Raw genomic sequence first — 20,065 nt, forward strand, 5'->3', positions numbered from 1 at the left:
GCGATTACTTGGACTTGGGGGCCACGGGCATGTTCGGCATCGTCATGGCACCTGGCTTCTGGCCTGCGGCGCAGGCCCCCAGCCAGCGCGCCTCCAAGACGGTGGTTTCATTGGTTTTACCCATCATTGGTGGGCTGTAGGTGTTGTTCACCACGACCTTGTAGTTGCTGGTGAAATCACCCGTGGTGACGGTACGGGAGGTTATGTTGACCGAACCCATCTTGCATTCAGCATTGCCCGTGATGGTGTTTCCGTCGCGCTTCATGTCGTTCTTGCTGCACATGGTCTTGGACGTTTCCAGGGCCGTCTTCTGCATCTGTGCCTCGAAGGCTTCATCCGTGCACTGCTGCATGACGGTAGGGGGCGCACCCTCACCGGAAGTCGCCTTGAGCTCCCACAGCCCCGGCTTGCGCTTGGGCAACTCCAGGGCCTGTGCGGGCAAGGTGGCCAGGACCACGGCAGCGGCAGCGAGAGAAAGGGAGAAACAGCGCATAACGACTCCTGCAAAGTAATGTGCCGGATGATAGTGGCGGTAAACCCCAGCGCTGCACGCAGCGAAGCACATCAAGGAAACGAAACGTGCACTATTCAACGATCCCGGCGCCCACCTGCCGGGCCATCAGAGATCAGGCCGGGCTTGAGCGCAGCCCGTAGACCTTGCCATCCACGAACAGGTACTCGACCCGCAGCACCGCATCGCCCTTTTCCTCGCGCAGCGTGAAGCCCAGTACCGAGATCGCTGCGCCCGGCTTGATCTCGGCCACCTGCCAGGCCTGCATGCGCGTCAGCGGCGCCAGCTCGATCTCCCACTTGCGGTCCTTGCGCGTGGGCAGCACGGCCCGGGCCAGCAGGGCCTTGCCATCGACCGGTGCCGTCTGCGCGGGCAAGGCGCGCTGCGCCAGGTTGGGCGGCAATGCCAGGTTGGCGGGCAGCTCCAGCTCCAGCTCGGCATGCGGGTTCTGCCAGCGCACCTTGCGCACGGTGCCTTCGAGGTAGATCGGGCGGTCCGCGTCGAAGCTGCTCCAGCCGTGGTGCGCATGGGCCGCCAAGGGAACCAAGGGAAGGACACTGGCCACGGCGAGAACCTGGCGACGCTGCAAAGGCATGGGATTTTTCCTTTCGAATGTCAGAGGTAGGCTATCCACCGGCCACAGGCGACGATGGCCAGCCAGACGAGGGTGGACAGCAGCATTTGCGCCCGCGCCAGGCCATCGAGCCGTGCGAGCGAACCACGCCCATGAAACCACGCCGCGTTGCAGCCGGCAAGCATCAACAACAGCATCTTCAGGGTGAAGGCCCGGTTGGCGAGCAATTCCTGGGGCTGCGTGGCAAACATCACCAGGCCCGACAGGGCCGCCATGCCAAAGCCGCACAGTGCCAGCGACAGGCTCAGGCGCGCCAGATCCCGGGGCGACAGCGCGGCACCCAGGCCAAACACCCGCAGCTCCAGCAGCACCAAGTTACCGAGCAGCAGCGCAATGCCCACGATGTGCACCACCTCCAGCGCCGGATAGGCCCATACATGGGAGCGCAGGGCAGCGAACATAAAGGGCTTCCTGGCGTGGTGATCAGTGCAACAGCTCGAGCATCAGCGTGATGCGGGCCTTCACGGGCGACAGGCCGGGCGCAGCCGCAAAGGCATCGCCGGGCGTGGGCAGCAACTGCCCTTCGGCGCAGCGCGTGGAGCGCACCACACGCACCCCCACCGCCTGCGCACGTGCCAGCGCGTCCCCCAGCGCATGGTGGATGGTGCCATTGCCTGTGCAGGCCACCACCAGCCCCTGCACGCCCTCGCGCACCAGGGCATCCACCGCGCGGCCACTGGCTCCTGCGTGGCTCAGGAGCAGTTCCACCCACGGCCAGGGGGCGTCGGCCGGCAAGGCGGCAATGGCTGTGGCAGCCTGGCCGCCCGGCGCCTGGGGCCATGCCTGCACCAGGCGGGCAGCGCCCTCCTCCACCCACCCCAAGGGCCCGGCGTCACCGGAGCTGAACGGGTCCACCCGGTAGGGGTGCACCTTCTGCACGCGCTGCGCGCCATGGATGGTGCCGGCAGCCACCACTACCACGCCCTGCGCACCGGCGGTGGCGGCCACGGCCACGGCGTCGAGCAGGTTCTGCGGGCCATCGGGCACCAGCGCGGTCGATGGGCGCATGGCGCAGGTCAGCACCACGGGCTTCGAGGCAGGGAGCACCGAGTGCAGAAACCAGGCCGTCTCTTCGATGGTGTCGGTGCCGTGGGTGATGACAACACCGCGCACGGCCGGGTCGTCCATGCACTCGGCGCAGCGCCGCGCCAGGGCACGCCACACACCCACCTCCATGTCCTTGCTGTCGATCTGGGCCACCTGCTCGACCACCAGGGGCCCGCCAGCCATCGTTTCGAGCCCGGGAACGGCCGCCAGCAGCTCGCCCACCCCCACCTGTGCGGCCGTGTAGCCGATGTTGTCCCTCGCCTGCGCAGCGGTGCCGGCAATGGTGCCGCCCGTACCCAGAACCACAATTTTTTGCGCACTCACTTGCATACTCCGAAAAACTGGTGAAAAATACAGTTACTGGATTAAAAAACAGTTAATTGCCACTGTACCGGCACGCACTGGAAACCACCATGCTCGACAACCCCAAGCTCACCGCCCGCCAGCAACAGATTCTGGACCTGATCCAGACCGCCATTGCGCGCACCGGCGCCCCCCCCACCCGCGCCGAGATCGCGACCGAGCTGGGCTTCAAGTCCGCCAACGCGGCCGAAGAGCACCTGCAGGCCCTGGCCCGCAAGGGTGTGATCGAACTGGTCAGCGGCACGTCGCGCGGCATCCGCCTGCGCGGTGAAACCGTGCGCTCCATCAACGCGGCGCGTGGCACCCAGTTCAGCCTGCCCATTCCCGGCCTGTCGCAGCTGATGCTGCCGCTGATCGGCCGGGTTGCGGCGGGCTCGCCCATTCTCGCGCAGGAGCATGTCGATCAGACCTACAGCGTGGAAAACAGCCTGTTCCAGCACAAGCCCGATTACCTGCTCAAGGTGCGCGGCATGTCCATGCGCGACGCCGGCATCATGGACGGCGACCTGCTGGCCGTGCAGTCCACGCGCGAGGCGCGCAATGGTCAGATCATCGTGGCCCGCCTGGGCGACGACGTCACCGTCAAGCGCCTGCGCCGCACGGCCACCGGCATCGAGCTGCTGCCCGAAAACCCCGACTACCCCGTGATCACCGTGCAGCCCGGCGAGCCCTTCGAGATCGAAGGCCTGGCGGTCGGCCTGATCCGCAACACCATGCTCATGTAGCGCCACGGGTCCACGGCACTCCCTGCGCAAGGCAGGGATGCCGCAAAGGACCCGGCGTGCACGACCCAGGTGGCGGGCGTTTGACTTGCGGGGTGCGGAGTTTCCGTACCACTGCGGGTCAGCCCTGGGTCCGTGCACATCCCTCGCAATCCTGCCTGTGTTCACCACCGACCTTCGGAGTCTTCACATGGGAATTGCTTCTTTGACCTTCTCTGCCTTCTCGCAACCGCTGCATGCCCTGGCACGCTGGCTGCAGCCGGCCATGCATGGCGGGCACGATACCGCTGCGGCACGGCCGCGCACCTGCAAGGCGCCGCTGCCAGCCACCATCCAGGTGCCTGCATGGCCGGGTGCAGTTGCAGCCCGCATGCCGCGTGACGAGCCCACGCTGGCAGCAGCAGGAAGCCGCTCGCCAACCCCAGCCCCAGGCACCGAAGCCCCGTGCAGCCATGCCCAGGCACGCCGCGTGGTACGGGTGCTACGGACAGCCGCCTCGGGCGCCGATGCTGGGCGACTCGTGATCTCGGGCCGCATGGCCGATGTCTGCGCGGAGCTGGACCGCATGGCCGCCCGCGAGGCACTGCAGCACTGAAGAGCTCCATTCCCTGGGCATGGCGGGCAAGCCGGCACCTGCCTTGCCAGGCCACGGGTGCCCGTGGCCCGCAGTGCAGGTGCGGGGCGGTGCCCCCGCTCCGCGCAAATCGGCGCCCCAGGGTGCCCGGCATTCACGCAGCGTTGCAAATGCCGTGCGCCCGATGGGCCTTGGGGCGCAAAGACGGCAGCGCTCCAAGGCACAATGTCGGGATGAACATCGTGATCCTCGACGACTACCAGGATGCAGTGCGCAAGCTCCATTGCGCCACCCGGCTCGACGCATACACCGCCAAGGTCTATACCAACACCGTCAAGGGCCTGGGCCAGCTGTCGATCCGGCTCAAGGATGCCGACATCATCGTGCTGGTGCGCGAGCGCACCCAGATCACCCGCCAGCTGGTTGAAAAGCTGCCGCGCCTGAAACTGATTGCCCAGACCGGCAAGATCGGCAACCACATCGACGTGGCGGCCTGTACCGAGCGCGGCATTGCCGTGGCAGAAGGCGTAGGCTCGCCGGTGGCGCCTGCAGAGCTGACCTGGGCCCTGGTGATGGCGGCCACGCGCCGACTGCCTCAGTACATCTCCAACCTCAAGCACGGCGCTTGGCAGCAGTCGGGCCTGAAGACGGCCTCCATGCCCCCCAACTTCGGGCTGGGCACGGTGCTGCGTGGCAAGACGCTGGGTATCTGGGGCTATGGCCGTATCGGCCAGCTCGTGGCCGGCTACGGCCGGGCCTTCGGCATGAACGTGCGCGTGTGGGGCCGCGAGGCATCGCGCGCCCAGGCCCTGACCGATGGCTACCAGGCTGCCACCACGCGCGAAGAATTCTTCTCGCAGTGCGACGTGATCTCGGTGCACCTGCGCCTGAACGACGAAACGCGCGGCATCATCTCGCTCGAGGACCTGTCGTGCATGAAGCCCACCTCGCTGTTCGTGAACACCTCGCGTGCCGAGCTGGTGGAGCCCGATGCACTGATCGCCGCGCTGAACCGGGGCCGCCCAGGCATGGCCGCAGTGGACGTGTTCGAGAGCGAGCCCATCCTGCAGGGCCACGCTTTGCTGCGCCTCGAGAACTGCATCTGCACCCCGCACATCGGCTATGTGGAGCAGGACAGCTACGAGCTCTATTTTGGTGCAGCCTTCGACAACGTGATCAACTTCATCAAGGGCACGCCCACCAACATCGTGAACCCGGGTTCGCTGCAGGTGCGCCGCTAGATATCACGGCGCTGGCAGCCATAAAAAAGGCTTCCCGCGGGAAGCCTTTTTTGATCCTGGGACACCATCCTAAAGCGATGTCCCCGGAAACAGACCCAGAACTTAGTTCAGAGGGGTCTTCTTGCCGTCCTTGTAGTTGTACAGGGTGATGGCAGGGTTCTTCATTTCGCCGTTGGGTTCGAAGGCGATCGTCGAGGTCACGCCCTTGTAGCTGGACTTGAGCAGCTCGGGGGTGTAGACCTTGGGGTCCACCGAGTTGGCACGCTTCATGGCGTCCACGATCAGGAACGTGGCATCGTAGGTGTAGGGGCTGTACACCTGGAACTGGTTCGGGTACTTGGCGTCGTACTTGGCCTTCCAGGCCGTGCCGCCAGGCATCTTGGCCAGCGATGCGCCGCCTTCGGCGCAGATCACGTTGGCCAGGGTCTTCGCGCCGGCAGCCAGCTTGGCGATTTCAGCCGTGCAGATGCCGTCACCACCGAAGTACTTCACGTTGCCCATGCCCAGCTGTTCCATCTGGCGCAGCATCGGGCCACCTTGGGGGTCCATGCCGCCGTAGAAGATGGCGTCAGGGTTCTTGGACTTGATGGCGGTCAGGATGGCCATGAAGTCGGTGGCCTTGTCGGTCGTGAACTGCTCGTCCACCACCTTGATGCCCTTGGCGGAAGCGGTCTTCTTGAACACGTCGGCAACGCCTTGGCCGTAAGCGGTACGGTCATCGATGATGGCGACCGTCTTGAGCTTCAGCGTGTCCACGGCGTAGGCAGCCAGGCCAGCGCCCAGGGCGTTGTCGTTGGCGATGATACGGAACGTGGTCTTGTAGCCTGGCTTGGTCAGGTTGGGGTTCGTGGCCGCGCCGGTCACGTGGGGGATGCCGCAGTCGTTGTAGACCTTGGAAGCGGGGATGGTGGTACCGGAGTTGAGGTGACCGACCACGCCGGCAACCTTGGCGTCGCACAGCTTTTGTGCAGCGGCCGTGCCTTGCTTCGGATCGGCAGCGTCATCTTCTGCTTGCAGCTCGAACTTGATCTTCTTGCCGCCAATCGTCACACCTTGTGCGTTCAGCTCTTCAATGGCCATGCGGGCGCCATTTTCGTTGTCCTTGCCGTAGTGGGCTTGGGCGCCGGAAACCGGAGCCACGTGGCCGATCTTGACCACCTGCTCTTGTGCAGAGGCCACACCAGCAGCAGCCGCGATAGCAGCAACCACGGTCAGTTTCAACTTCAATTGCATATCAATCTCCAGTAAAGATAAACGCTGAGAATTAGTCTTGTGTCTCAACGCAGGCGAACATATCGCAATTTACGGGCCAGATCATTAGGGAACACGATTAAATGAGGGAGAAACCACAGGGGAATACCCTGTCATCCCTTTGTCGGCAGGGTGTGGCTGCCTGCAAGCTCATCGGCCACGGCCTCGTACACCGCGTGGCGCACCACGGATTCGATCTCCTCGCGCAGCCTGGGAAGCACCGACCGCGTCTGCTCCTGCACCACCGTGGCGATGGCATCGCGCAGGCGCTGCTCCAGCGCCACGTCCACCCGCTGCATGACCCGGTGCACCATGTACTCCTCCATGCCCTCTGGCAGTGCACGCACGGCGGCCTGCTGCCCCATATTCGGCACCAAGCGGGCTGCTGCAGGCGCTGCAACGGCCACGGCGACCGGAGCCACCACAGGCCGCGCCGCAGCGGCTGGTGGCCTGGCGGGCAAGGATGAGGCCGCAGGCACTGCGGGTGCGGAAACGACTGGGGGGGCTGGCCTGGCCTGCGGCACCGCCACCGAAGCCACAGGGACGGCAGTGACCGAGGGGGCCGCCGCCGCGATCTGCGCGCGGCGCAATGCCAGGGCCTCCAGGGCACGGCTGGCCGCCTGCGCCACCGGTGAGGCGGCTGCGGGTGTCGCAGCAGGCGCCAGCGCCGGGGCTACCTGGGGCGCTGCACTGCGGCTGGGCAGAGCTGCGGCAGGGGCAACAGGGGCTGCCACCACAGGAAGCGGGCGCGCCGCAACCGGAGAAGGCGCTGCCGCAGGCGGCTTCGCCACCAGGGGCACGGGCATGGCACCGGGCACCTGCACCACTTCAGTGAGCGTGGGCACGAAACGGGGCGGAGTGCGGGGTGGCGTGGTGGCCATCAAGCGCCCTTCAGCACCAGATCGTGGCGCACGATGGCGTAGCCGCGCGAGGCATAGTGGCGCCAGCGGTTGCGCGCCTGTCCCCGGTCTTCTTCATCGTGGGCACTGACCACTTCGATCAGCTTCTCGAAGCGGCCAAAGCCTTCGGGCACCTCGGCGCCCAGGTTCAGCAGCACCTCGTGGTGCGGCGCACCCTGCACGTCCGAGGTCAGCAGCACCGGCGAGGCCAGGCGCAGGTCCTCGTCGGCCGCGTCGGTGCAATGCGCGACGAAATCCTGCGGCGCCATGCTCCACATCTGCCGGTCCAGTGCCGCCAGCACGTGGGCCGGGCCGGCGATGACCAGGCGCGCATCGCTGCGCAGCACCTTGCGCGCAAACCGGCAGGCGTAGGCCACCTTGTCCGGCGCGTTGAAATGGAAGGCGACTTCTGTCATCGGGCTCAGGCAGCCTTGGCTCGGGTGGCTCGGGTGGCGCGCTTGGCGGCGGGCCTGGCAACCGGCTTGGGGGTCTCCGATGCCTGCGCCTCGCGGTCCAGCAGATACTGCACCAGCAGGCCCACGGGGCGACCCGTGGAGCCCTTGGCCGCACCACCCTTCCAGGCGGTGCCGGCGATATCCAGGTGCGCCCAGGGCATGTCGCCCACGAACTTCTGCAGGAACTTGGCGGCCGTGATGGCACCACCCGCGCGGCCGGCCACGTTGCCCATGTCGGCAAAGTTGCTCTTGAGGCCGTCGGCGTAGTCATCGTCCAGCGGCATGCGCCAGCACGGATCCTGCGCCGCCTCGCCCGCGGTCTGCAGGGCCTGGGCCAGGCCTTCGTTGTTGGAGAACAGGCCGCTGCGCACGCCGCCCAGGGCGATCACGCAGGCGCCCGTGAGGGTGGCTATGTCCACCACCGCTGCCGGCTTGAAGCGCGTGGCATAGGTCAGCGCATCGCACAGCACCAGGCGCCCCTCGGCGTCGGTGTTGAGCACCTCGATGGTCTGGCCGCTCATGCTGGTCACCACGTCGCCAGGCTTCACGGCCCGACCGTCGGGCATGTTCTCGCAGGCCGGGATCAGGCCCACCACGTTGATGGCCGGCTGCAGCTCGCCCAGGGCACGGAAAACGCCCAGCACGCTGGCGGCGCCGCACATGTCGAATTTCATCTCGTCCATCTCGGCCGCCGGCTTGATGGAGATGCCGCCGGTGTCGAAGGTGATGCCCTTGCCCACCAGCACCACGGGCGCCTGGTCCTTGGCCGCACCGCTGTAGCGCAGCTCGATGAAGCGCAGCGGTTCTTCGGACCCCTTGGCCACCGCCATGAAGGAGCCCATGCCCAGGCGCTCGACTTCGGCCGGACCGTGCACCTTGCACTGGATGCGCGGCTGCTTGGCCAGCGTCTTGGCGGCATTCGCCAGCAAGGTGGGCGTGGCATGGTTGGCGGGCCGGTTGCCCCATTCGCGGGCAAACTCCACCCCTTCCACCAGGGCCACGCCCTGGTAGAAGGCCACGCGCACCTCGGAGGGATCGGGCACGCCCACCACCACGCGGTTCAGGCTGCGCGCCTCGGCCTTGGGCTTGGTGGTGGTGTAGACATAGCTGGCATCGGCCACGGCCTGCACCGCAGCGCACACCGCATCGGCCTGGGCGCTGCCGGCAAAGCACAGCACCACACGCTTGGTCTGGGGTGCCTTGAGCGCCGAGGCCACCGCGCCGAGCGCCTGGCGCACAGCACGGGCCGCGCCATCGCCCACGCCCAGCAGCAGCACGCGGCGCGCCGCCACGGCGGGCACCTGGTACAGCGCCAGGCTCTTGCCGGGCTTGGCGGAAAAATCGCCTTGCTTGAGCGCCAGGGCCGCCAGCGTGGACAGGGCATCGCGCCCCGGTTTGAAGCCCTCCGGGACCAACACGACCAGCAGGTCGCATTTCTCCAAAGCAGCTGCCGGCAATTCAAGGGTCTTCAGATCAAAGTTCATAATCGGTGTTTTCCTTATAGCCAATGTTATTCGATTCATCCATCCGCAAGGAGCTGGCGCGCAGCTTCGGGGCCACGCTGGTGGTGCTGGTCACCGTGGTGATGACCATGATGCTGATCCGCACCCTCGGCCAGGCCTCACGCGGCAGCGTGAGCCCCTCCGACGTGATGCTGGTCATGGGCTTCACGGTGCTGGGCCAGCTGTCCACCATTCTGACGCTGAGCCTGTTCGTCGCCGTGGTCGGCACGCTCTCGCGCATGTACCGCGACAGCGAGATGGTGATCTGGTTCGCCAGCGGCCGCGGGCTCATCAGCCTGCTGCGCCCGCTGCTGCGCTTTGCCTGGCCCTCGATGCTGGTGATCGCCGTGCTCTCGCTGCTGGTGTGGCCCTGGGCCAACACGCAGATCCAGGAGCTCAAGACCCGCTACGAGCAGCGCAGCGACATCGACCGCATCGCCCCCGGGGAGTTCCAGGAGTCGGCCAACGGCAGCCGGGTGTTCTTCATCGACAAGGACAGCCCCGACAACATGGTGGGCAACAATATCTTCATTGCCACCAATGTGGGCAACAAGGAGACGGTCACCTCCGCGCGCAGTGCCCGGCTGGAGACGCAGGGCGGCGAGCGCATGGCCGTGCTCAGCCAGGGGCAGCGCCTGGAGACCACGCACGACAAGCCGGGCCTGAAGATCAGCGAGTTCGAGGAATACACCACCCGCATCGGCTCGGCCCCCGCCGGCTCTGCCGAAGAGCTCTCGGTCAAGACCCGCGCCACCCATGAGCTGCTGATGCAGCCCCTGCCGGCCTACCGGGCCGAGCTGGGCTGGCGCATCGGCCTGGCCCTGGCGGCGCTGAACTTCGTGGTGCTGGGCCTGGCCGTGGCCACCGTCAACCCGCGCGCGGGGCGCAGCACCAGCCTGGTGTTCGCGCTGTTCGCCTTCATCGTCTACTACAACCTCATGACCCTGGGCACCAGCTGGGTCGGTGCCGGGCGCCTGGGCCTTGCCAGCTTCATGCTCATGCTGCACGGCGGCATCCTGGCCTTCTCGCTGCTGGTGCTGACCGCGCGCCACAACCACTGGAGCCTGCGCCGCCTGTGGCAGCGCCGGAGCCCCGCATGAAAACCATCCGCCGCCTGATCCACCGCGAGGCCTTCTTCGCCGTCGCCTATGTCACCATCGGCTTCCTGGCCCTGTTCTTCTTCTTCGACCTGGTCGATGAGCTGCGCTGGGTGGGCCGCACGGGGCCCCAGGGCTACCAGCTCTCGCACGCCATGCTGTTCGTGGTGCTCAGCATACCGAGCCACCTGTACGAGCTGCTGCCCATCACGGTGCTCATCGGCACCATCTTCGTGATGGCACGCCTGGCGCAAAGCTCCGAATTCACCATCATGCGCACCAGCGGCATGGGCCCGTGGCGGGCCATGCGCACCCTGCTCACGCTGGGCGGGTTTTTCGTGGTGCTGACCTTTGCCGTGGGCGACTACATCGCGCCCCTGAGCGACAAGGCTGCGCAGCTGATCAAGGTTCGCCACCTGGGCCGCCTGACCTCGGGCGCCACTGGGGCCTGGCTCAAGGAGCGCCAGGAGGACCATTCCTACGCCGTCAACGTGCGCGCCCTCACGCCCGACGGCGGCATGCTCGACATCCGCATCTTCGAGTTCGACGCCAAGGGGCTGCTCGCCTCGCAGACGCGCGCGGCATCGGGGCGTTTTGGCGACGGCGGCGGCTGGGAGCTGACCGACGTGCAGCGCAGCAGCTTTTTGCAGCGCGGCGAAGACCAGGCCCGCGTGGACCGGCTGAATGTGCCCGCACTGCAGTGGCCCACGCGCATCAGCGCCGACATGGTGGCAGCCTCGCTGCTCAAGCCCGACCGCATGGCCACGGTGGACCTGTTCCAGTACATCCGCCACCTGGACAGCAATGGCCAGTCGGCCCAGCGCTACGAGATCGAGTTCTGGCGCAAGGTGTTCTACCCCCTGTCCTGCCTGGTGATGGTGGTGCTGGCCCTGCCCTTCGCCTACCTGCACTTCCGCTCGGGCGGCATCGCGGGCTATGTGTTTGGCGGCGTCATGGCCGGCATCAGCTTCTTTTTGCTCAACAACGTGTTCGGCTACGCCGGCAACCTGCAGAACTGGTCGCCCTGGCTCACGGCGGCAGCGCCGGGGCTTATCTATTCTTTATTGTCCCTGGGTGCCTTCAGCTGGCTGGTACTCAGACGCTAGCCACATCCATGCCCAACCACGCCATCATCCTTTTCGCCCACGGCTCGCGTGACCCCCTGTGGCGCGCACCCATGGAAGCAGTAGCTGCCCGCATTGCAGCGCAGCAACCCGGCCGGCCCGTCGCCTGCGCCTACCTGGAGCTGTGCGCCCCCGCCCTGCCCGACGCTGTCGCGTCGCTGGTGGAACAAGGCGCCCGCCAGGTCACCGTGGTGCCCATGTTCCTGGGCACCGGCAAGCATGCGCGTGAAGACCTACCCGTGCTTTTGCAGCAGCTGCGTGCCAGCCACGGCGGCGTGCAGTTCAGCGTGCAGGCTGCCATTGGCGAAGACCCGCGCATGACCGCGCTCATGGCCGAGATCGCCTGCGAATTGCCTTCGAGCTGAGTTTTTGCCAACCGTGTCCGGCATCCCTTAGATGCTTGCAGCATAATGATGCAACTCTTTAGGCGATATCAGATATGAATCTGCACCAGTTCCGCTTTGTCCAGGAGGCCGCCCGGCGCGGCCTGAACCTGACCGAAGCCGCCAAGGCCCTGCACACCTCGCAACCAGGCGTCTCCAAGGCCATCATCGAACTGGAGGAAGAGCTGGGCGTGGACATCTTCGCGCGCCACGGCAAGCGCCTCAAACGCATCACCGAGCCCGGCCAGCATGTGCTCAAGAGCATCGAGGTCATCATGCGCGAGGTGGGTAACCTCAAGCGCATCGGCGAGCAGTTCAGCGCCCAGGACAACGGCACGCTGAGCATTGCCACCACCCACACCCAGGCCCGCTATGTGCTGCCCGTGCCCGTGGCGCGCCTGCGCGAGGCCTACCCCAAGGTCAACATCAGCCTGCACCAGGCCACGCCCGACCAGGTGGCACGCATGGTGATCGACGAGGTCGCCGAGATCGGCATGGCCACCGAATCGCTGGCCGACTACCCCGAACTCGTCACCCTGCCCTGCTACGAATGGGAGCATGTGCTGGTGCTGCCCCCGGGCCATCCGCTGGCGCAAAAGGAGCGCATCGGCCTCGATGACATCGCCCACGAGCCGCTGATCACCTACCACCCATCCTTCACCGGCCGCGGCAAGATCGACCACGCCTTTGCCGCGCGCCGGCTGCAGCCGCGCATCGCGCTCGAAGCCATCGACTCGGACGTGATCAAGACCTATGTGCGCCTGGGCCTGGGCATCGGCATCGTGGCCGAGATGGCCATGCGCGACGACCCCGTGGGCGACCTGGTGGTGCGCCCGGTGGGCCACCTGTTCGGCCAGAGCGTGGCGCGCGTGGCCTTCAAGCGCGGCGCCTACCTGCGCAATTTCGTGTACAAATTCGCAGAATTGCTGAGCGACCGCCTCAGCCGCGAGCTGATTGCCCGCGCCATGAGCGGCCACGTCAACGACTATGAACTTTGAGAAGGTGTAGCACCCCATGAACGCTCTTTCCTCCGCGGCAGTCCCTTGCGTTTGCTGCGGCCAGGCGCTGTGCGCCGGCCTGGAGGAATGGCATTGGGTGTGCCCCCTGTGCGGCTATGAAGCGGCGCAGCTGGCGCCCGCGATCAACGAGGCCCGATCCCACGAAAAGGTCGATGAAGCCCAGCGCGATACCGGCCTCAAGGCCTTGCGCGAGGCCAACTTCCACCAGTTGCTGGACCGCATGGCCCGCCACATCACCCCGGCCGGCGCGCGCTTGCTGGACGTGGGCGCCGCCCACGGCTGGTTCGTGAAAGCCGCTGCCGACCGCGGCTTCACCGTCCTGGGCCTGGAGCCGGACCATGCCGTCTGCGAGCAGGCGCAGCGCAGCGGCGTGCCGGTGCGCGAGGGCTTCTTTCCCGATGTGCTAGCCGCGCACGAGCAGTTCGACGCCATCGTCTTCAACGACGTGTTCGAGCACATCCCGCATTCCGATGCGCTGCTGGCGCAGTGCATTGCCCGGCTGGCCCCCGGCGGGCTGCTGGTGCTGAACCTGCCCTCCAGCCGTGGCGTCTTCTACCGCGCCAGCAAGCTGCTGCACCGCTTCGGTGCCGGCGCCTTTTTCGACCGGCTGTGGCAAAAGGGCATGCCTTCGCCCCACCTGCACTACTTCCACGCCCGCAACCTCACCCAGTTGAGTGCGCGGCACGGCCTGACCCTCATCGACTCGGCCCACCTGGCAAGCGTCCACCTCGATGGACTGTATGCCCGCATCGCCTACGTGAAGTCGGGCCTGCGCTGGCTGGCCCCGCTCATCTGGCTGGCCATCGTGGCCGCCTACCCGCTGGTGCGCTGGGGCGCCCCGAGCGACATCGACGTGGTGATCTTTCGCCGCAATGGCGGCCAGGCCGCCAGCCTCGCACATTGACCTCCTCCCCCTCCTCTCCTCCCCCGTCCCATGACCCTCGCGACCGACACCGCACGCACCCCCGTCCTTGCCAGCAAGCTGCCCCAGGTGGGCACCACCATCTTCACCGTGATGTCGGCCCTGGCGGCCGAACACAACGCGGTGAACCTGGGCCAGGGCTTTCCGGACTTTGCCTGCGACCCGGCCTTGGTCGATGCGGTCACTGCGGCCATGCAGGCCGGCCACAACCAGTACCCGCCCATGACCGGCGTGCCTGCGCTGCGCGAGGCCGTCTCGGCCAAGATCGAGGCCCTGCATGGCCGGCGCTACGACCCGGCCAGCGAGATCACCATCACCGCCGGTGCCACGCAGGCCATCATCACCACCATCCTGGCCATCGTGCACCCGGGCGACGAGGTCATCGTGCTCGACCCTTGCTACGACAGCTACGTGCCCAACATCGAGCTGGCCGGCGGCCGCGCGGTGCGCGTGCCGCTCACGCCCGGCACCTTCCGCCCCGACTTCGGCAAGATCAGCGCCGCCATCACGCCGCGCACGCGCGCCATCCTGATCAACACCCCGCACAACCCCAGCGCCACCGTCTGGAGCGCCGAGGACATGCTGGCCTTGCAGGACCTGCTGGCCCCCACCGACATCCTGCTGATCAGCGACGAGGTCTACGAGCACATGGTGTTCGACGGCGGCCAGCACCAGAGCGCTGCGCGCTTCGCGGGCCTGGCGGCGCGCGCCTTCATCGTCTCGAGCTTCGGCAAGACCTTCCACGTCACGGGCTGGAAGGTGGGCACCGTGGCGGCGCCCGCCGCGCTGACGGCCGAGTTCCGCAAGGTGCACCAGTTCAACGTGTTCACGGTGAACACGCCCGTGCAGTACGGCTTGGCCTCGTACCTCAAGGACCCGGCCCCCTACCTGCAGCTGCCCGCCTTCTACCAGGCCAAGCGCGACCTGTTCCGTGAAGGACTGGCCGGCTCGCGCCTGAGACTGTTGCCGAGCACGGGCAGCTACTTCCAGTGCGTGGACATCTCGGCCGTGAGCGATCAGAGCGAATCGGACTTCTGCCAATGGCTCACGCGCGAGATCGGCGTGGCGGCCATCCCGCTATCGGCCTTCTACGGCGACGGCTTCGACCAGCGCGTGGTGCGCTTTTGCTTCGCCAAGAAGGACGACACTCTGCGCGCGGCGCTGGAGCGGCTGCGCAAGCTTTAGGAAGGCCCCCGGTCACCGCCCAGACACACCACCCGCATGCCAACCGAATGACATCGCTTGTCATGCTTGCCGGTATGGACGGAACGGGAACGGTGTATTTCGATGTCATCAAGGCATTGCACGGTGAGTTCGCCATTGCGGTGATCACCTACCCGCCCCCCTGGGCTGCGATGCCTTGCAATCGCTGGTGAACATCCGATTGCCGCCCGAAGGCGATCTCGTAGTTCTGGGAGAATCATTTTAGGGCCCTGTCGCAGTGGCTTTGGCGGCGCAACACGCCGGACGGGTGAAGGCGCTTATCCTATGCTGCAGCTTTCCAGCCAATCCGCGCCCGGCCCTGCGCCAGTGGGCATTTTTTGGCCTAGTGCTGCGGGTACAGTGGGCTCCAGAGGCGGCCGGATCTAGTAACAGCTCGGACAAAGCCTCCCACACCGGAGCGGCGGTCTGAATCGCCCCGGGGCGATTCAAGGAGCCCTCGCACATCAGGCGCCACTTACCAGCGAAGGTGTCATTGCCTTTATCGCAGTTCACCTCGTCACGAAAATCCATAGTGCGGTCTGGCTCCACGTTTGCCACGTACCTGGTGAAGCCCACCATGCCGCCCATGCGGTTGCGCGCGTTCACTTCGCCGCACCAGATACCCTCGCCGCCGCGCTTGCCGCGCACATGGTTGCGAAAGACGGCGGATTCGGGATCGTTCAGCTTGGACTTCACCAGCTCGCGAGAAGCCGCCGCAGGGGACCGGCTTTCCTGCCAGTGATAGGCCAGTCCTCCGAGTGCAGCCAGGGCTGCGATGCCTATCAAGGCGCTTACGGTTGTGCTTTTCATACTCCCCTCTCTACTTCCTGTTGGTTTTGTTCGCTTGGCCGCTCGGGTACTGGCAGCTACCGCAGCAAGGTGCGGGCATAGCAGATTGACCAACGTTGGTGGTGCCCCGGTTGCAGCCCACCAGAACCTCGCCTTCAGCATGGTTCTTCGTCTTCATCTGTGGCTTCATCCCATCGACAAGCCGCAACCCCGCCGCGCATTCGATCAATTTGTATCTCTTCCGTTACATCCATTGTGACGAAAGGAGAGGCCAGCGGGGAAGCGATTGGGTCAGGAAAGCAGCCCAGTTCTGAGGTTCCCCCCATTTGGGTGATGCGGTGAAGCTACTTCTTGCGGACGGTGCTGACCGATCCGCCGGACTGCATGCCGATCTGGACGCCGCCTGGGGTGCTGTTGGTCGTGGTGAAGTCGCGGACGTCATTGGCGGCCTGGACTGGTAGTGCAGCCCGATCAGGGCGCCAATGGCCGCGCGGCGGACGTCTGGGGTTGCCTGCCTGATATGGCTGAGCAGGTCTGCTCATCCGACGCCAGGGCAGCTTCCGCAGAATTACCTATTGTTTCAAAGGCTAATGAGACACATTCTCATTTGTTGCCCTATACTTCATCCATACCGCAGAGACAGCACCACCCGCACCCAGTCCACCAACCAACCGATTCCTGCACACCATGTCGACACTTGCCATGCCTCGCCCCGTCCTTCGACTGCAGCGCCCCGCAGCGCCACGCGCGTCGGCAGTTGCCGATGATGCTCTGGCGCAGGCGCCGGCCGAGTCCACTGCCGCAGGTTTTCTGCGCAGCATCAACAGCGCCACCATGCTGGGCACGGCCAAGGTCGTGAACATCCTGCACAACGGCTCGGTCTACCAGCTCAAGACCACCAAGCTCGGAAAGCTGATTCTGACGAAATAGGTTTCATCGTGGGGAGACTCCCGGGACCTCGGTCTCGAAGGGTCTTTTTTTGCTAGCCACCCGTAACCCGGCAGCCATGCTTTTTTTCCCCGCGGTCATCATCACTCCCCGCATCCACTGCTGACCTGGCAGGCCGCAGCTGTGCCAGCTGTCCGCTGGCCAGAGAAGGTGCCGTCGCCACCCCCTTTCTGGCGAACACCGGTGCCACGCTGCGTGCCTGCACGCGCTGCGCGTGGCGCGCTTTCGTTTCACCCTTTTGCCGCTTTGCCGTCGCGTTCAGGCTCGCATGAAGCATGGCGTTACATGGCGGCGCATCGGCGGCCATTCAGGGCTGCCTTGCACCGCCCTGGAGGCGTGGCCGTGCACCATTTGCAAGCATCTGCAACACACGCTGCGCAAGGCCTGCTGCAGGCTTTTACGGTGGGTGACAACACGCCTCGTAGTCGCGCCCCGCTGGTGGTCTGCGCGCTCACACGCAACCACCCGTAACAGCAGTCACCAAGACCATTTATCGCTGTTGTCTTACACGCGGAACTGGGACACTTTGCTGAAATCTACCCATCGGCCATTGAGGCTGATTCGGGGGTCATTGAGGCCCCTGCCCCGGATTGTTTTTACCCACCAGGAGTAGTGCCATGAAGTTCCATCACCTGCCTCCCCGCGCGCGTGCCCTTGCCGCGTTTGTGGTGACCGTCGTGCTGGCCTTCCTGGCGGCGGCAACCGTCCTGATGCCCGACATCACGGTGCAGTCGGTGGACTCCATGGTCCGCCTGCCCGGTGGGGTGGAGCAGATCCTCACGCAAGGCTTCCCCGGGTAAGGATGCCCGCCACATGCGAGCACGGGGGCCCTGGGGGTGCCCGGTGTTCCCGGCGATTTGTTGATCCCCTGCCTGCGCATTCGCCGCAGGCTTTCCCTCCCCCCTTTGTGTCCAACAGCCTTCGTGATGGGCCTTTCTGGCCCTATCGCGCGTCGGGCACGCGCAAGCTACCCCCAAATAGGGCGCCAACGCAACGCCGGTGCGGAGCCTGCTGGCAAAAAGAGGAGCACGAGAGTACCATTTGGCGCGCACACCGGACTTTCCGGCGCTGCACACCCGTAGGAGGAATACCGTGAACCCACGTTTCCTGACCCCTGATGGCAAGAGCCCTGCCGTTCTGGTTGCCGCCCTGGCGGTCTCCCTGTCGGCCCTGCTGGCAGGCTGCTCCAGCCCCCGCGAAGGCTCTCTCGACGAATTTGCCCGCTGGCATGACAAGGCCAAGGCGCAAGCCCAGGCCGGCGCGCTGATGTGGAGCGAGTTCTACAAGCAGAGCTTTGACCGGCTGACTGCCCTGCCCCCCTCCATGCAGCAGGACACGCGGCTGGAGAACACCGTGCTGCTGCTATCCACCGCGCGCAAGTACGAGTCCAGCGAAATCACCGCCCTGCAGTTCAACACCGAACGCGAGCACATCGAAACGCAACTCGAAGCGCGCCTGCGCTGAGCTTGCCCGGTCCGCCCCGGCCCCGCGAAGATGAAGCGCGGCGGCCCCTGGCATGCCATGGCAATGCCAGCTTTTTGCCCCCTGGCCACCCATGCACATCCATCTTCGAATCGCACGCCCCGTGAGCGATCTGGCCCGCTCGGTGGCCCAGTACACGCAAGGCCTCGCAATGGTGCAACTGGGCAGCTTCACCGACCACGACGGCTTTGACGGAACCATGCTCGGCACACCCGGGGCCGGCTTTCACTGCGAGTTCACTGTCTGCAAAAACCACCCGGTCGTGCCGGCACCGACGCCCGAAGACCTGCTGGTCTTCTACGTACCCGATGCCCAGGCCTGGCAGGCACGGTGCGACGCCATGCGCAGCGCAGGTTTCGTGGAGGTGCCGCCATTCAACCCCTACTGGAACCAGTCAGGTCGCACCTTCCAAGACCCCGATGACTACCGCGTCGTCATCCAGTGCGCAGCATGGGGCGGAAACAAGACAGCTTAGGCTTCGCGTGCGCGGGTCCCCGCAGCAGCCGGTGATGCCACCGCCAGCAGCGCCAGAAAGGCCGCGACACCCAGCCCGGCAGACACCCACAGCGCGCCGGCCCCCAGCCGGTCCAGGCACAGGCCGAACAGCCACGGCGCTGCCGCCTGCGCGATGCGCGCCGGCACCATCAGCACCCCCTGCCGATGCCCGTAGCCCGCCGGGCCGAACAGCACCAGCGGCAGCGTGCCCTTGGCAATAGTCAGGATGCCATTGCCCGCGCCGTGGAACAGCGCGAACACGGCCGCCACCGGTGCCCCGGCCACGGCCAGCAACCCGGCGCCCAGCGGATGCATGAGCGCTGCCAGACGCGCGGACAGCAGCGGGTGCACATGGCGCAGCAGGCCGAACTCCAGCAGGCGCCCCGCCACCTGCGCCGGCCCCACCAGTGCGCCCACGGCCACGGCGGTGGCCAGCGTGGCGCCGCCCTCCTGCAACAGGCGCGGAAGGTGCGCCGCCATCGCGGTGCTGGTGAACCAGGTGGCGGCAAACACAAAGGCCAGCAGCAACGTGGCGCGCCGGGCATGGGCAGGCGCCGCATCGGCAACAGGCGCTGCGGCGCCGGCTGCCGTGCCCACAGGGGCTGCCTCGGCCACCGCCTTGCGCGGCGTCCACGCATTGAGCGGCAGCCCCACCACCAGGTGCAGCGCAGCCCATGCCCAGCAGGCACCGCGCCAGCCCCACTGCGACTCCATCCACATCGAGAGCGGCCAGCCCACTGTGCTGGCGAAGCCGGCGATCAGGGTGATGCCGGTGATCGAATTGCGCGCGTTCTTGCCGTGCAAGTGCACCAGTGCGGCAAACGCGGCCTCGTACAACCCGCTGCCCATGCCGACGCCGAGCAGCACCCAGGCGGCAAACAGGCTCCACGGCCCCTGGGCCATGGCCAGAGCGGCCAGCCCGAGCGCAAAGACGCCACTCGTGGCCATCAGCACCGGCCGGCCGCCCCAGCGGTCGATGCTGCGGCCCGCATACGGCCCCAGGAGCGCCGAGACCACGAGTGCGCAGGAGAAGGCCGCGAACACCATGGCCACCGAGATGCCCATGTCCCGCGCCATGGGCGCGGCCAGGATGGCCGGCAGGTAGTAGGTCGAGGCCCAGGCCAGGGTCTGGGCCGTTCCCAGGCGGGCGACGGTGGTTGCTGATTGAAGGCGTTGCAATGGAATTCCTCTCGCTTATGCCACGGCCGAGATGGGCATCAGCCGCAGCATGGCGCCCTGGCAGGCGCCACCGGCTGCAAGGATGCGGCCTTGGCCGTTGCGGGCGGCACCGCCGAGGTACAGCCACATCCCGCGCTGCCTTGGGCCTTCTGCGCCTCATCCAGCGCGCAGCAGGTCGATGTGTCTTGCACTGCGGGGCCACCACAGCAGCTCGGTGCAGCAGAT

Annotated in this window: 24 protein-coding genes; 14 read left to right on the forward strand and 10 right to left on the reverse strand. The window is 66.3% G+C overall.

Annotated features, from left to right (window positions below):
• Positions 1 to 4: 4 nt before the first annotated feature.
• From QYL93_RS07400 to QYL93_RS07415, 4 genes are all read right to left on the reverse strand, one after another.
• On the reverse strand, positions 5 to 493 hold the full coding sequence (locus QYL93_RS07400) for a DUF3617 family protein (RefSeq protein WP_305743053.1): 489 nt from the start codon (positions 491 to 493) through the stop codon (positions 5 to 7).
• Between the two features lie 133 nt (positions 494 to 626).
• Positions 627 to 1,106 (reverse strand): DUF6152 family protein, encoded by a 480-nt coding sequence (locus QYL93_RS07405; protein ID WP_305743054.1) that lies wholly within the window; start codon positions 1,104 to 1,106, stop codon positions 627 to 629.
• A gap of 20 nt (positions 1,107 to 1,126) precedes the next feature.
• Complete coding sequence (locus QYL93_RS07410; RefSeq protein ID WP_305743055.1) at positions 1,127 to 1,546, reverse strand: hypothetical protein; 420 nt, start codon at positions 1,544 to 1,546, stop codon at positions 1,127 to 1,129.
• 22 nt (positions 1,547 to 1,568) lie between these two features.
• Positions 1,569 to 2,522: an asparaginase gene (locus QYL93_RS07415; RefSeq protein ID WP_305743056.1), complete on the reverse strand. Its 954-nt coding sequence runs from the start codon at positions 2,520 to 2,522 to the stop codon at positions 1,569 to 1,571.
• A gap of 83 nt (positions 2,523 to 2,605) precedes the next feature.
• Here QYL93_RS07415 and lexA point away from each other — a divergent pair, with 83 nt between their 5' ends.
• The 3 genes from lexA (at position 2,606) to QYL93_RS07430 (ending at position 5,092) form a co-directional block, all read left to right on the forward strand.
• Complete coding sequence (gene lexA / locus QYL93_RS07420) at positions 2,606 to 3,280, forward strand: transcriptional repressor LexA (RefSeq protein WP_057203161.1); 675 nt, start codon at positions 2,606 to 2,608, stop codon at positions 3,278 to 3,280.
• A gap of 187 nt (positions 3,281 to 3,467) precedes the next feature.
• Positions 3,468 to 3,872 carry a hypothetical protein gene (locus tag QYL93_RS07425; RefSeq protein WP_305743057.1) on the forward strand — a complete coding sequence of 135 codons (405 nt, stop codon included), beginning with the start codon at positions 3,468 to 3,470 and terminating at the stop codon, positions 3,870 to 3,872.
• 212 nt (positions 3,873 to 4,084) lie between these two features.
• A complete protein-coding gene (locus tag QYL93_RS07430; RefSeq protein ID WP_305743058.1) occupies positions 4,085 to 5,092 on the forward strand; it encodes a D-2-hydroxyacid dehydrogenase family protein in 1,008 nt (335 codons plus the stop codon).
• A 102-nt stretch (positions 5,093 to 5,194) separates the two neighbouring features.
• Here the strand turns inward: QYL93_RS07430 and QYL93_RS07435 are convergent, their stop codons facing one another.
• The 4 genes from QYL93_RS07435 to QYL93_RS07450 all read right to left on the reverse strand — a co-directional run bounded on the left by QYL93_RS07435 (position 5,195) and on the right by QYL93_RS07450 (position 9,181).
• On the reverse strand, positions 5,195 to 6,325 hold the full coding sequence (locus QYL93_RS07435) for a branched-chain amino acid ABC transporter substrate-binding protein (protein ID WP_179680469.1): 1,131 nt from the start codon (positions 6,323 to 6,325) through the stop codon (positions 5,195 to 5,197).
• A 131-nt stretch (positions 6,326 to 6,456) separates the two neighbouring features.
• Positions 6,457 to 7,188 (reverse strand): hypothetical protein, encoded by a 732-nt coding sequence (locus QYL93_RS07440; RefSeq protein WP_305743059.1) that lies wholly within the window; start codon positions 7,186 to 7,188, stop codon positions 6,457 to 6,459.
• Between the two features lie 35 nt (positions 7,189 to 7,223).
• A complete protein-coding gene (locus QYL93_RS07445) occupies positions 7,224 to 7,658 on the reverse strand; it encodes a DNA polymerase III subunit chi (protein ID WP_007858761.1) in 435 nt (144 codons plus the stop codon).
• A gap of 5 nt (positions 7,659 to 7,663) precedes the next feature.
• Positions 7,664 to 9,181 carry a leucyl aminopeptidase gene (locus QYL93_RS07450; RefSeq protein ID WP_305743060.1) on the reverse strand — a complete coding sequence of 506 codons (1,518 nt, stop codon included), beginning with the start codon at positions 9,179 to 9,181 and terminating at the stop codon, positions 7,664 to 7,666.
• Positions 9,182 to 9,204: 23 nt separating this feature from the next.
• Between QYL93_RS07450 and lptF the strand changes: the two genes are divergently transcribed.
• From lptF to QYL93_RS07485, 7 genes are all read left to right on the forward strand, one after another.
• On the forward strand, positions 9,205 to 10,299 hold the full coding sequence (lptF, locus tag QYL93_RS07455) for an LPS export ABC transporter permease LptF (RefSeq protein WP_057267762.1): 1,095 nt from the start codon (positions 9,205 to 9,207) through the stop codon (positions 10,297 to 10,299).
• Positions 10,296 to 11,402 carry an LPS export ABC transporter permease LptG gene (lptG, locus tag QYL93_RS07460; RefSeq protein WP_305743061.1) on the forward strand — a complete coding sequence of 369 codons (1,107 nt, stop codon included), beginning with the start codon at positions 10,296 to 10,298 and terminating at the stop codon, positions 11,400 to 11,402. Before lptF ends, lptG begins: the two co-directional genes overlap by 4 nt.
• 8 nt (positions 11,403 to 11,410) lie before the next feature.
• Positions 11,411 to 11,785 (forward strand): sirohydrochlorin chelatase, encoded by a 375-nt coding sequence (locus QYL93_RS07465; RefSeq protein WP_305743062.1) that lies wholly within the window; start codon positions 11,411 to 11,413, stop codon positions 11,783 to 11,785.
• 74 nt (positions 11,786 to 11,859) lie between these two features.
• Positions 11,860 to 12,801: a CysB family HTH-type transcriptional regulator gene (locus QYL93_RS07470; protein WP_057203169.1), complete on the forward strand. Its 942-nt coding sequence runs from the start codon at positions 11,860 to 11,862 to the stop codon at positions 12,799 to 12,801.
• Between the two features lie 16 nt (positions 12,802 to 12,817).
• Positions 12,818 to 13,726, forward strand: a complete 909-nt coding sequence (locus QYL93_RS07475; RefSeq protein ID WP_305743063.1) for a class I SAM-dependent methyltransferase — start codon at positions 12,818 to 12,820, stop codon at positions 13,724 to 13,726.
• A gap of 30 nt (positions 13,727 to 13,756) precedes the next feature.
• On the forward strand, positions 13,757 to 14,929 hold the full coding sequence (locus QYL93_RS07480; protein ID WP_305743064.1) for a pyridoxal phosphate-dependent aminotransferase: 1,173 nt from the start codon (positions 13,757 to 13,759) through the stop codon (positions 14,927 to 14,929).
• A gap of 47 nt (positions 14,930 to 14,976) precedes the next feature.
• Positions 14,977 to 15,120 (forward strand): hypothetical protein, encoded by a 144-nt coding sequence (locus QYL93_RS07485; protein WP_305743065.1) that lies wholly within the window; start codon positions 14,977 to 14,979, stop codon positions 15,118 to 15,120.
• A gap of 49 nt (positions 15,121 to 15,169) precedes the next feature.
• Here QYL93_RS07485 and QYL93_RS07490 read toward each other — a convergent pair whose 3' ends face one another.
• The gene (locus QYL93_RS07490) at positions 15,170 to 15,757 is read right to left on the reverse strand and encodes a hypothetical protein (RefSeq protein ID WP_305743066.1); all 588 of its coding nucleotides are present in this window, start codon (positions 15,755 to 15,757) and stop codon (positions 15,170 to 15,172) included.
• Between the two features lie 666 nt (positions 15,758 to 16,423).
• Between QYL93_RS07490 and hemP the strand changes: the two genes are divergently transcribed.
• The 4 genes from hemP to QYL93_RS07510 all read left to right on the forward strand — a co-directional run bounded on the left by hemP (position 16,424) and on the right by QYL93_RS07510 (position 18,641).
• Positions 16,424 to 16,666: a hemin uptake protein HemP gene (gene hemP, locus QYL93_RS07495; RefSeq protein ID WP_082604200.1), complete on the forward strand. Its 243-nt coding sequence runs from the start codon at positions 16,424 to 16,426 to the stop codon at positions 16,664 to 16,666.
• A 635-nt stretch (positions 16,667 to 17,301) separates the two neighbouring features.
• On the forward strand, positions 17,302 to 17,484 hold the full coding sequence (locus QYL93_RS07500) for a hypothetical protein (RefSeq protein WP_305743067.1): 183 nt from the start codon (positions 17,302 to 17,304) through the stop codon (positions 17,482 to 17,484).
• A 292-nt stretch (positions 17,485 to 17,776) separates the two neighbouring features.
• Positions 17,777 to 18,148, forward strand: a complete 372-nt coding sequence (locus QYL93_RS07505; protein ID WP_082604201.1) for a hypothetical protein — start codon at positions 17,777 to 17,779, stop codon at positions 18,146 to 18,148.
• 91 nt (positions 18,149 to 18,239) lie between these two features.
• Positions 18,240 to 18,641 carry a VOC family protein gene (locus QYL93_RS07510; protein ID WP_305743068.1) on the forward strand — a complete coding sequence of 134 codons (402 nt, stop codon included), beginning with the start codon at positions 18,240 to 18,242 and terminating at the stop codon, positions 18,639 to 18,641.
• Here the strand turns inward: QYL93_RS07510 and QYL93_RS07515 are convergent.
• Complete coding sequence (locus QYL93_RS07515) at positions 18,638 to 19,840, reverse strand: MFS transporter (RefSeq protein WP_305743069.1); 1,203 nt, start codon at positions 19,838 to 19,840, stop codon at positions 18,638 to 18,640. The two genes, QYL93_RS07510 and QYL93_RS07515, sit on opposite strands and share 4 nt — an antisense overlap.
• Positions 19,841 to 20,065 lie beyond the last annotated feature (225 nt).

This window comes from Acidovorax sp. A1169, from assembly GCF_030704685.1.
Classification (GTDB): Bacteria; Pseudomonadota; Gammaproteobacteria; order Burkholderiales; family Burkholderiaceae_C; genus Acidovorax.

Coding starts and splice junctions, on each gene's coding strand:
- QYL93_RS07430 (WP_305743058.1), top strand. CDS start 4,085: ATGAACATCGTGATCCTCGACGACTACCAGGATGCAGTGCGCAAGCTC.
- hemP (WP_082604200.1), top strand. CDS start 16,424: ATGTCGACACTTGCCATGCCTCGCCCCGTCCTTCGACTGCAGCGCCCC.
- lexA (WP_057203161.1), top strand. CDS start 2,606: ATGCTCGACAACCCCAAGCTCACCGCCCGCCAGCAACAGATTCTGGAC.
- QYL93_RS07435 (WP_179680469.1), bottom strand. CDS start 6,325: ATGCAATTGAAGTTGAAACTGACCGTGGTTGCTGCTATCGCGGCTGCT.
- QYL93_RS07405 (WP_305743054.1), bottom strand. CDS start 1,106: ATGCCTTTGCAGCGTCGCCAGGTTCTCGCCGTGGCCAGTGTCCTTCCC.
- QYL93_RS07475 (WP_305743063.1), top strand. CDS start 12,818: ATGAACGCTCTTTCCTCCGCGGCAGTCCCTTGCGTTTGCTGCGGCCAG.
- QYL93_RS07490 (WP_305743066.1), bottom strand. CDS start 15,757: ATGAAAAGCACAACCGTAAGCGCCTTGATAGGCATCGCAGCCCTGGCT.
- QYL93_RS07480 (WP_305743064.1), top strand. CDS start 13,757: ATGACCCTCGCGACCGACACCGCACGCACCCCCGTCCTTGCCAGCAAG.
- QYL93_RS07450 (WP_305743060.1), bottom strand. CDS start 9,181: ATGAACTTTGATCTGAAGACCCTTGAATTGCCGGCAGCTGCTTTGGAG.
- QYL93_RS07510 (WP_305743068.1), top strand. CDS start 18,240: ATGCACATCCATCTTCGAATCGCACGCCCCGTGAGCGATCTGGCCCGC.
- QYL93_RS07500 (WP_305743067.1), top strand. CDS start 17,302: ATGAAGTTCCATCACCTGCCTCCCCGCGCGCGTGCCCTTGCCGCGTTT.
- QYL93_RS07415 (WP_305743056.1), bottom strand. CDS start 2,522: ATGCAAGTGAGTGCGCAAAAAATTGTGGTTCTGGGTACGGGCGGCACC.
- QYL93_RS07465 (WP_305743062.1), top strand. CDS start 11,411: ATGCCCAACCACGCCATCATCCTTTTCGCCCACGGCTCGCGTGACCCC.
- QYL93_RS07445 (WP_007858761.1), bottom strand. CDS start 7,658: ATGACAGAAGTCGCCTTCCATTTCAACGCGCCGGACAAGGTGGCCTAC.
- QYL93_RS07485 (WP_305743065.1), top strand. CDS start 14,977: ATGACATCGCTTGTCATGCTTGCCGGTATGGACGGAACGGGAACGGTG.
- QYL93_RS07425 (WP_305743057.1), top strand. CDS start 3,468: ATGGGAATTGCTTCTTTGACCTTCTCTGCCTTCTCGCAACCGCTGCAT.
- QYL93_RS07400 (WP_305743053.1), bottom strand. CDS start 493: ATGCGCTGTTTCTCCCTTTCTCTCGCTGCCGCTGCCGTGGTCCTGGCC.
- QYL93_RS07470 (WP_057203169.1), top strand. CDS start 11,860: ATGAATCTGCACCAGTTCCGCTTTGTCCAGGAGGCCGCCCGGCGCGGC.
- lptG (WP_305743061.1), top strand. CDS start 10,296: ATGAAAACCATCCGCCGCCTGATCCACCGCGAGGCCTTCTTCGCCGTC.
- QYL93_RS07410 (WP_305743055.1), bottom strand. CDS start 1,546: ATGTTCGCTGCCCTGCGCTCCCATGTATGGGCCTATCCGGCGCTGGAG.
- lptF (WP_057267762.1), top strand. CDS start 9,205: ATGTTATTCGATTCATCCATCCGCAAGGAGCTGGCGCGCAGCTTCGGG.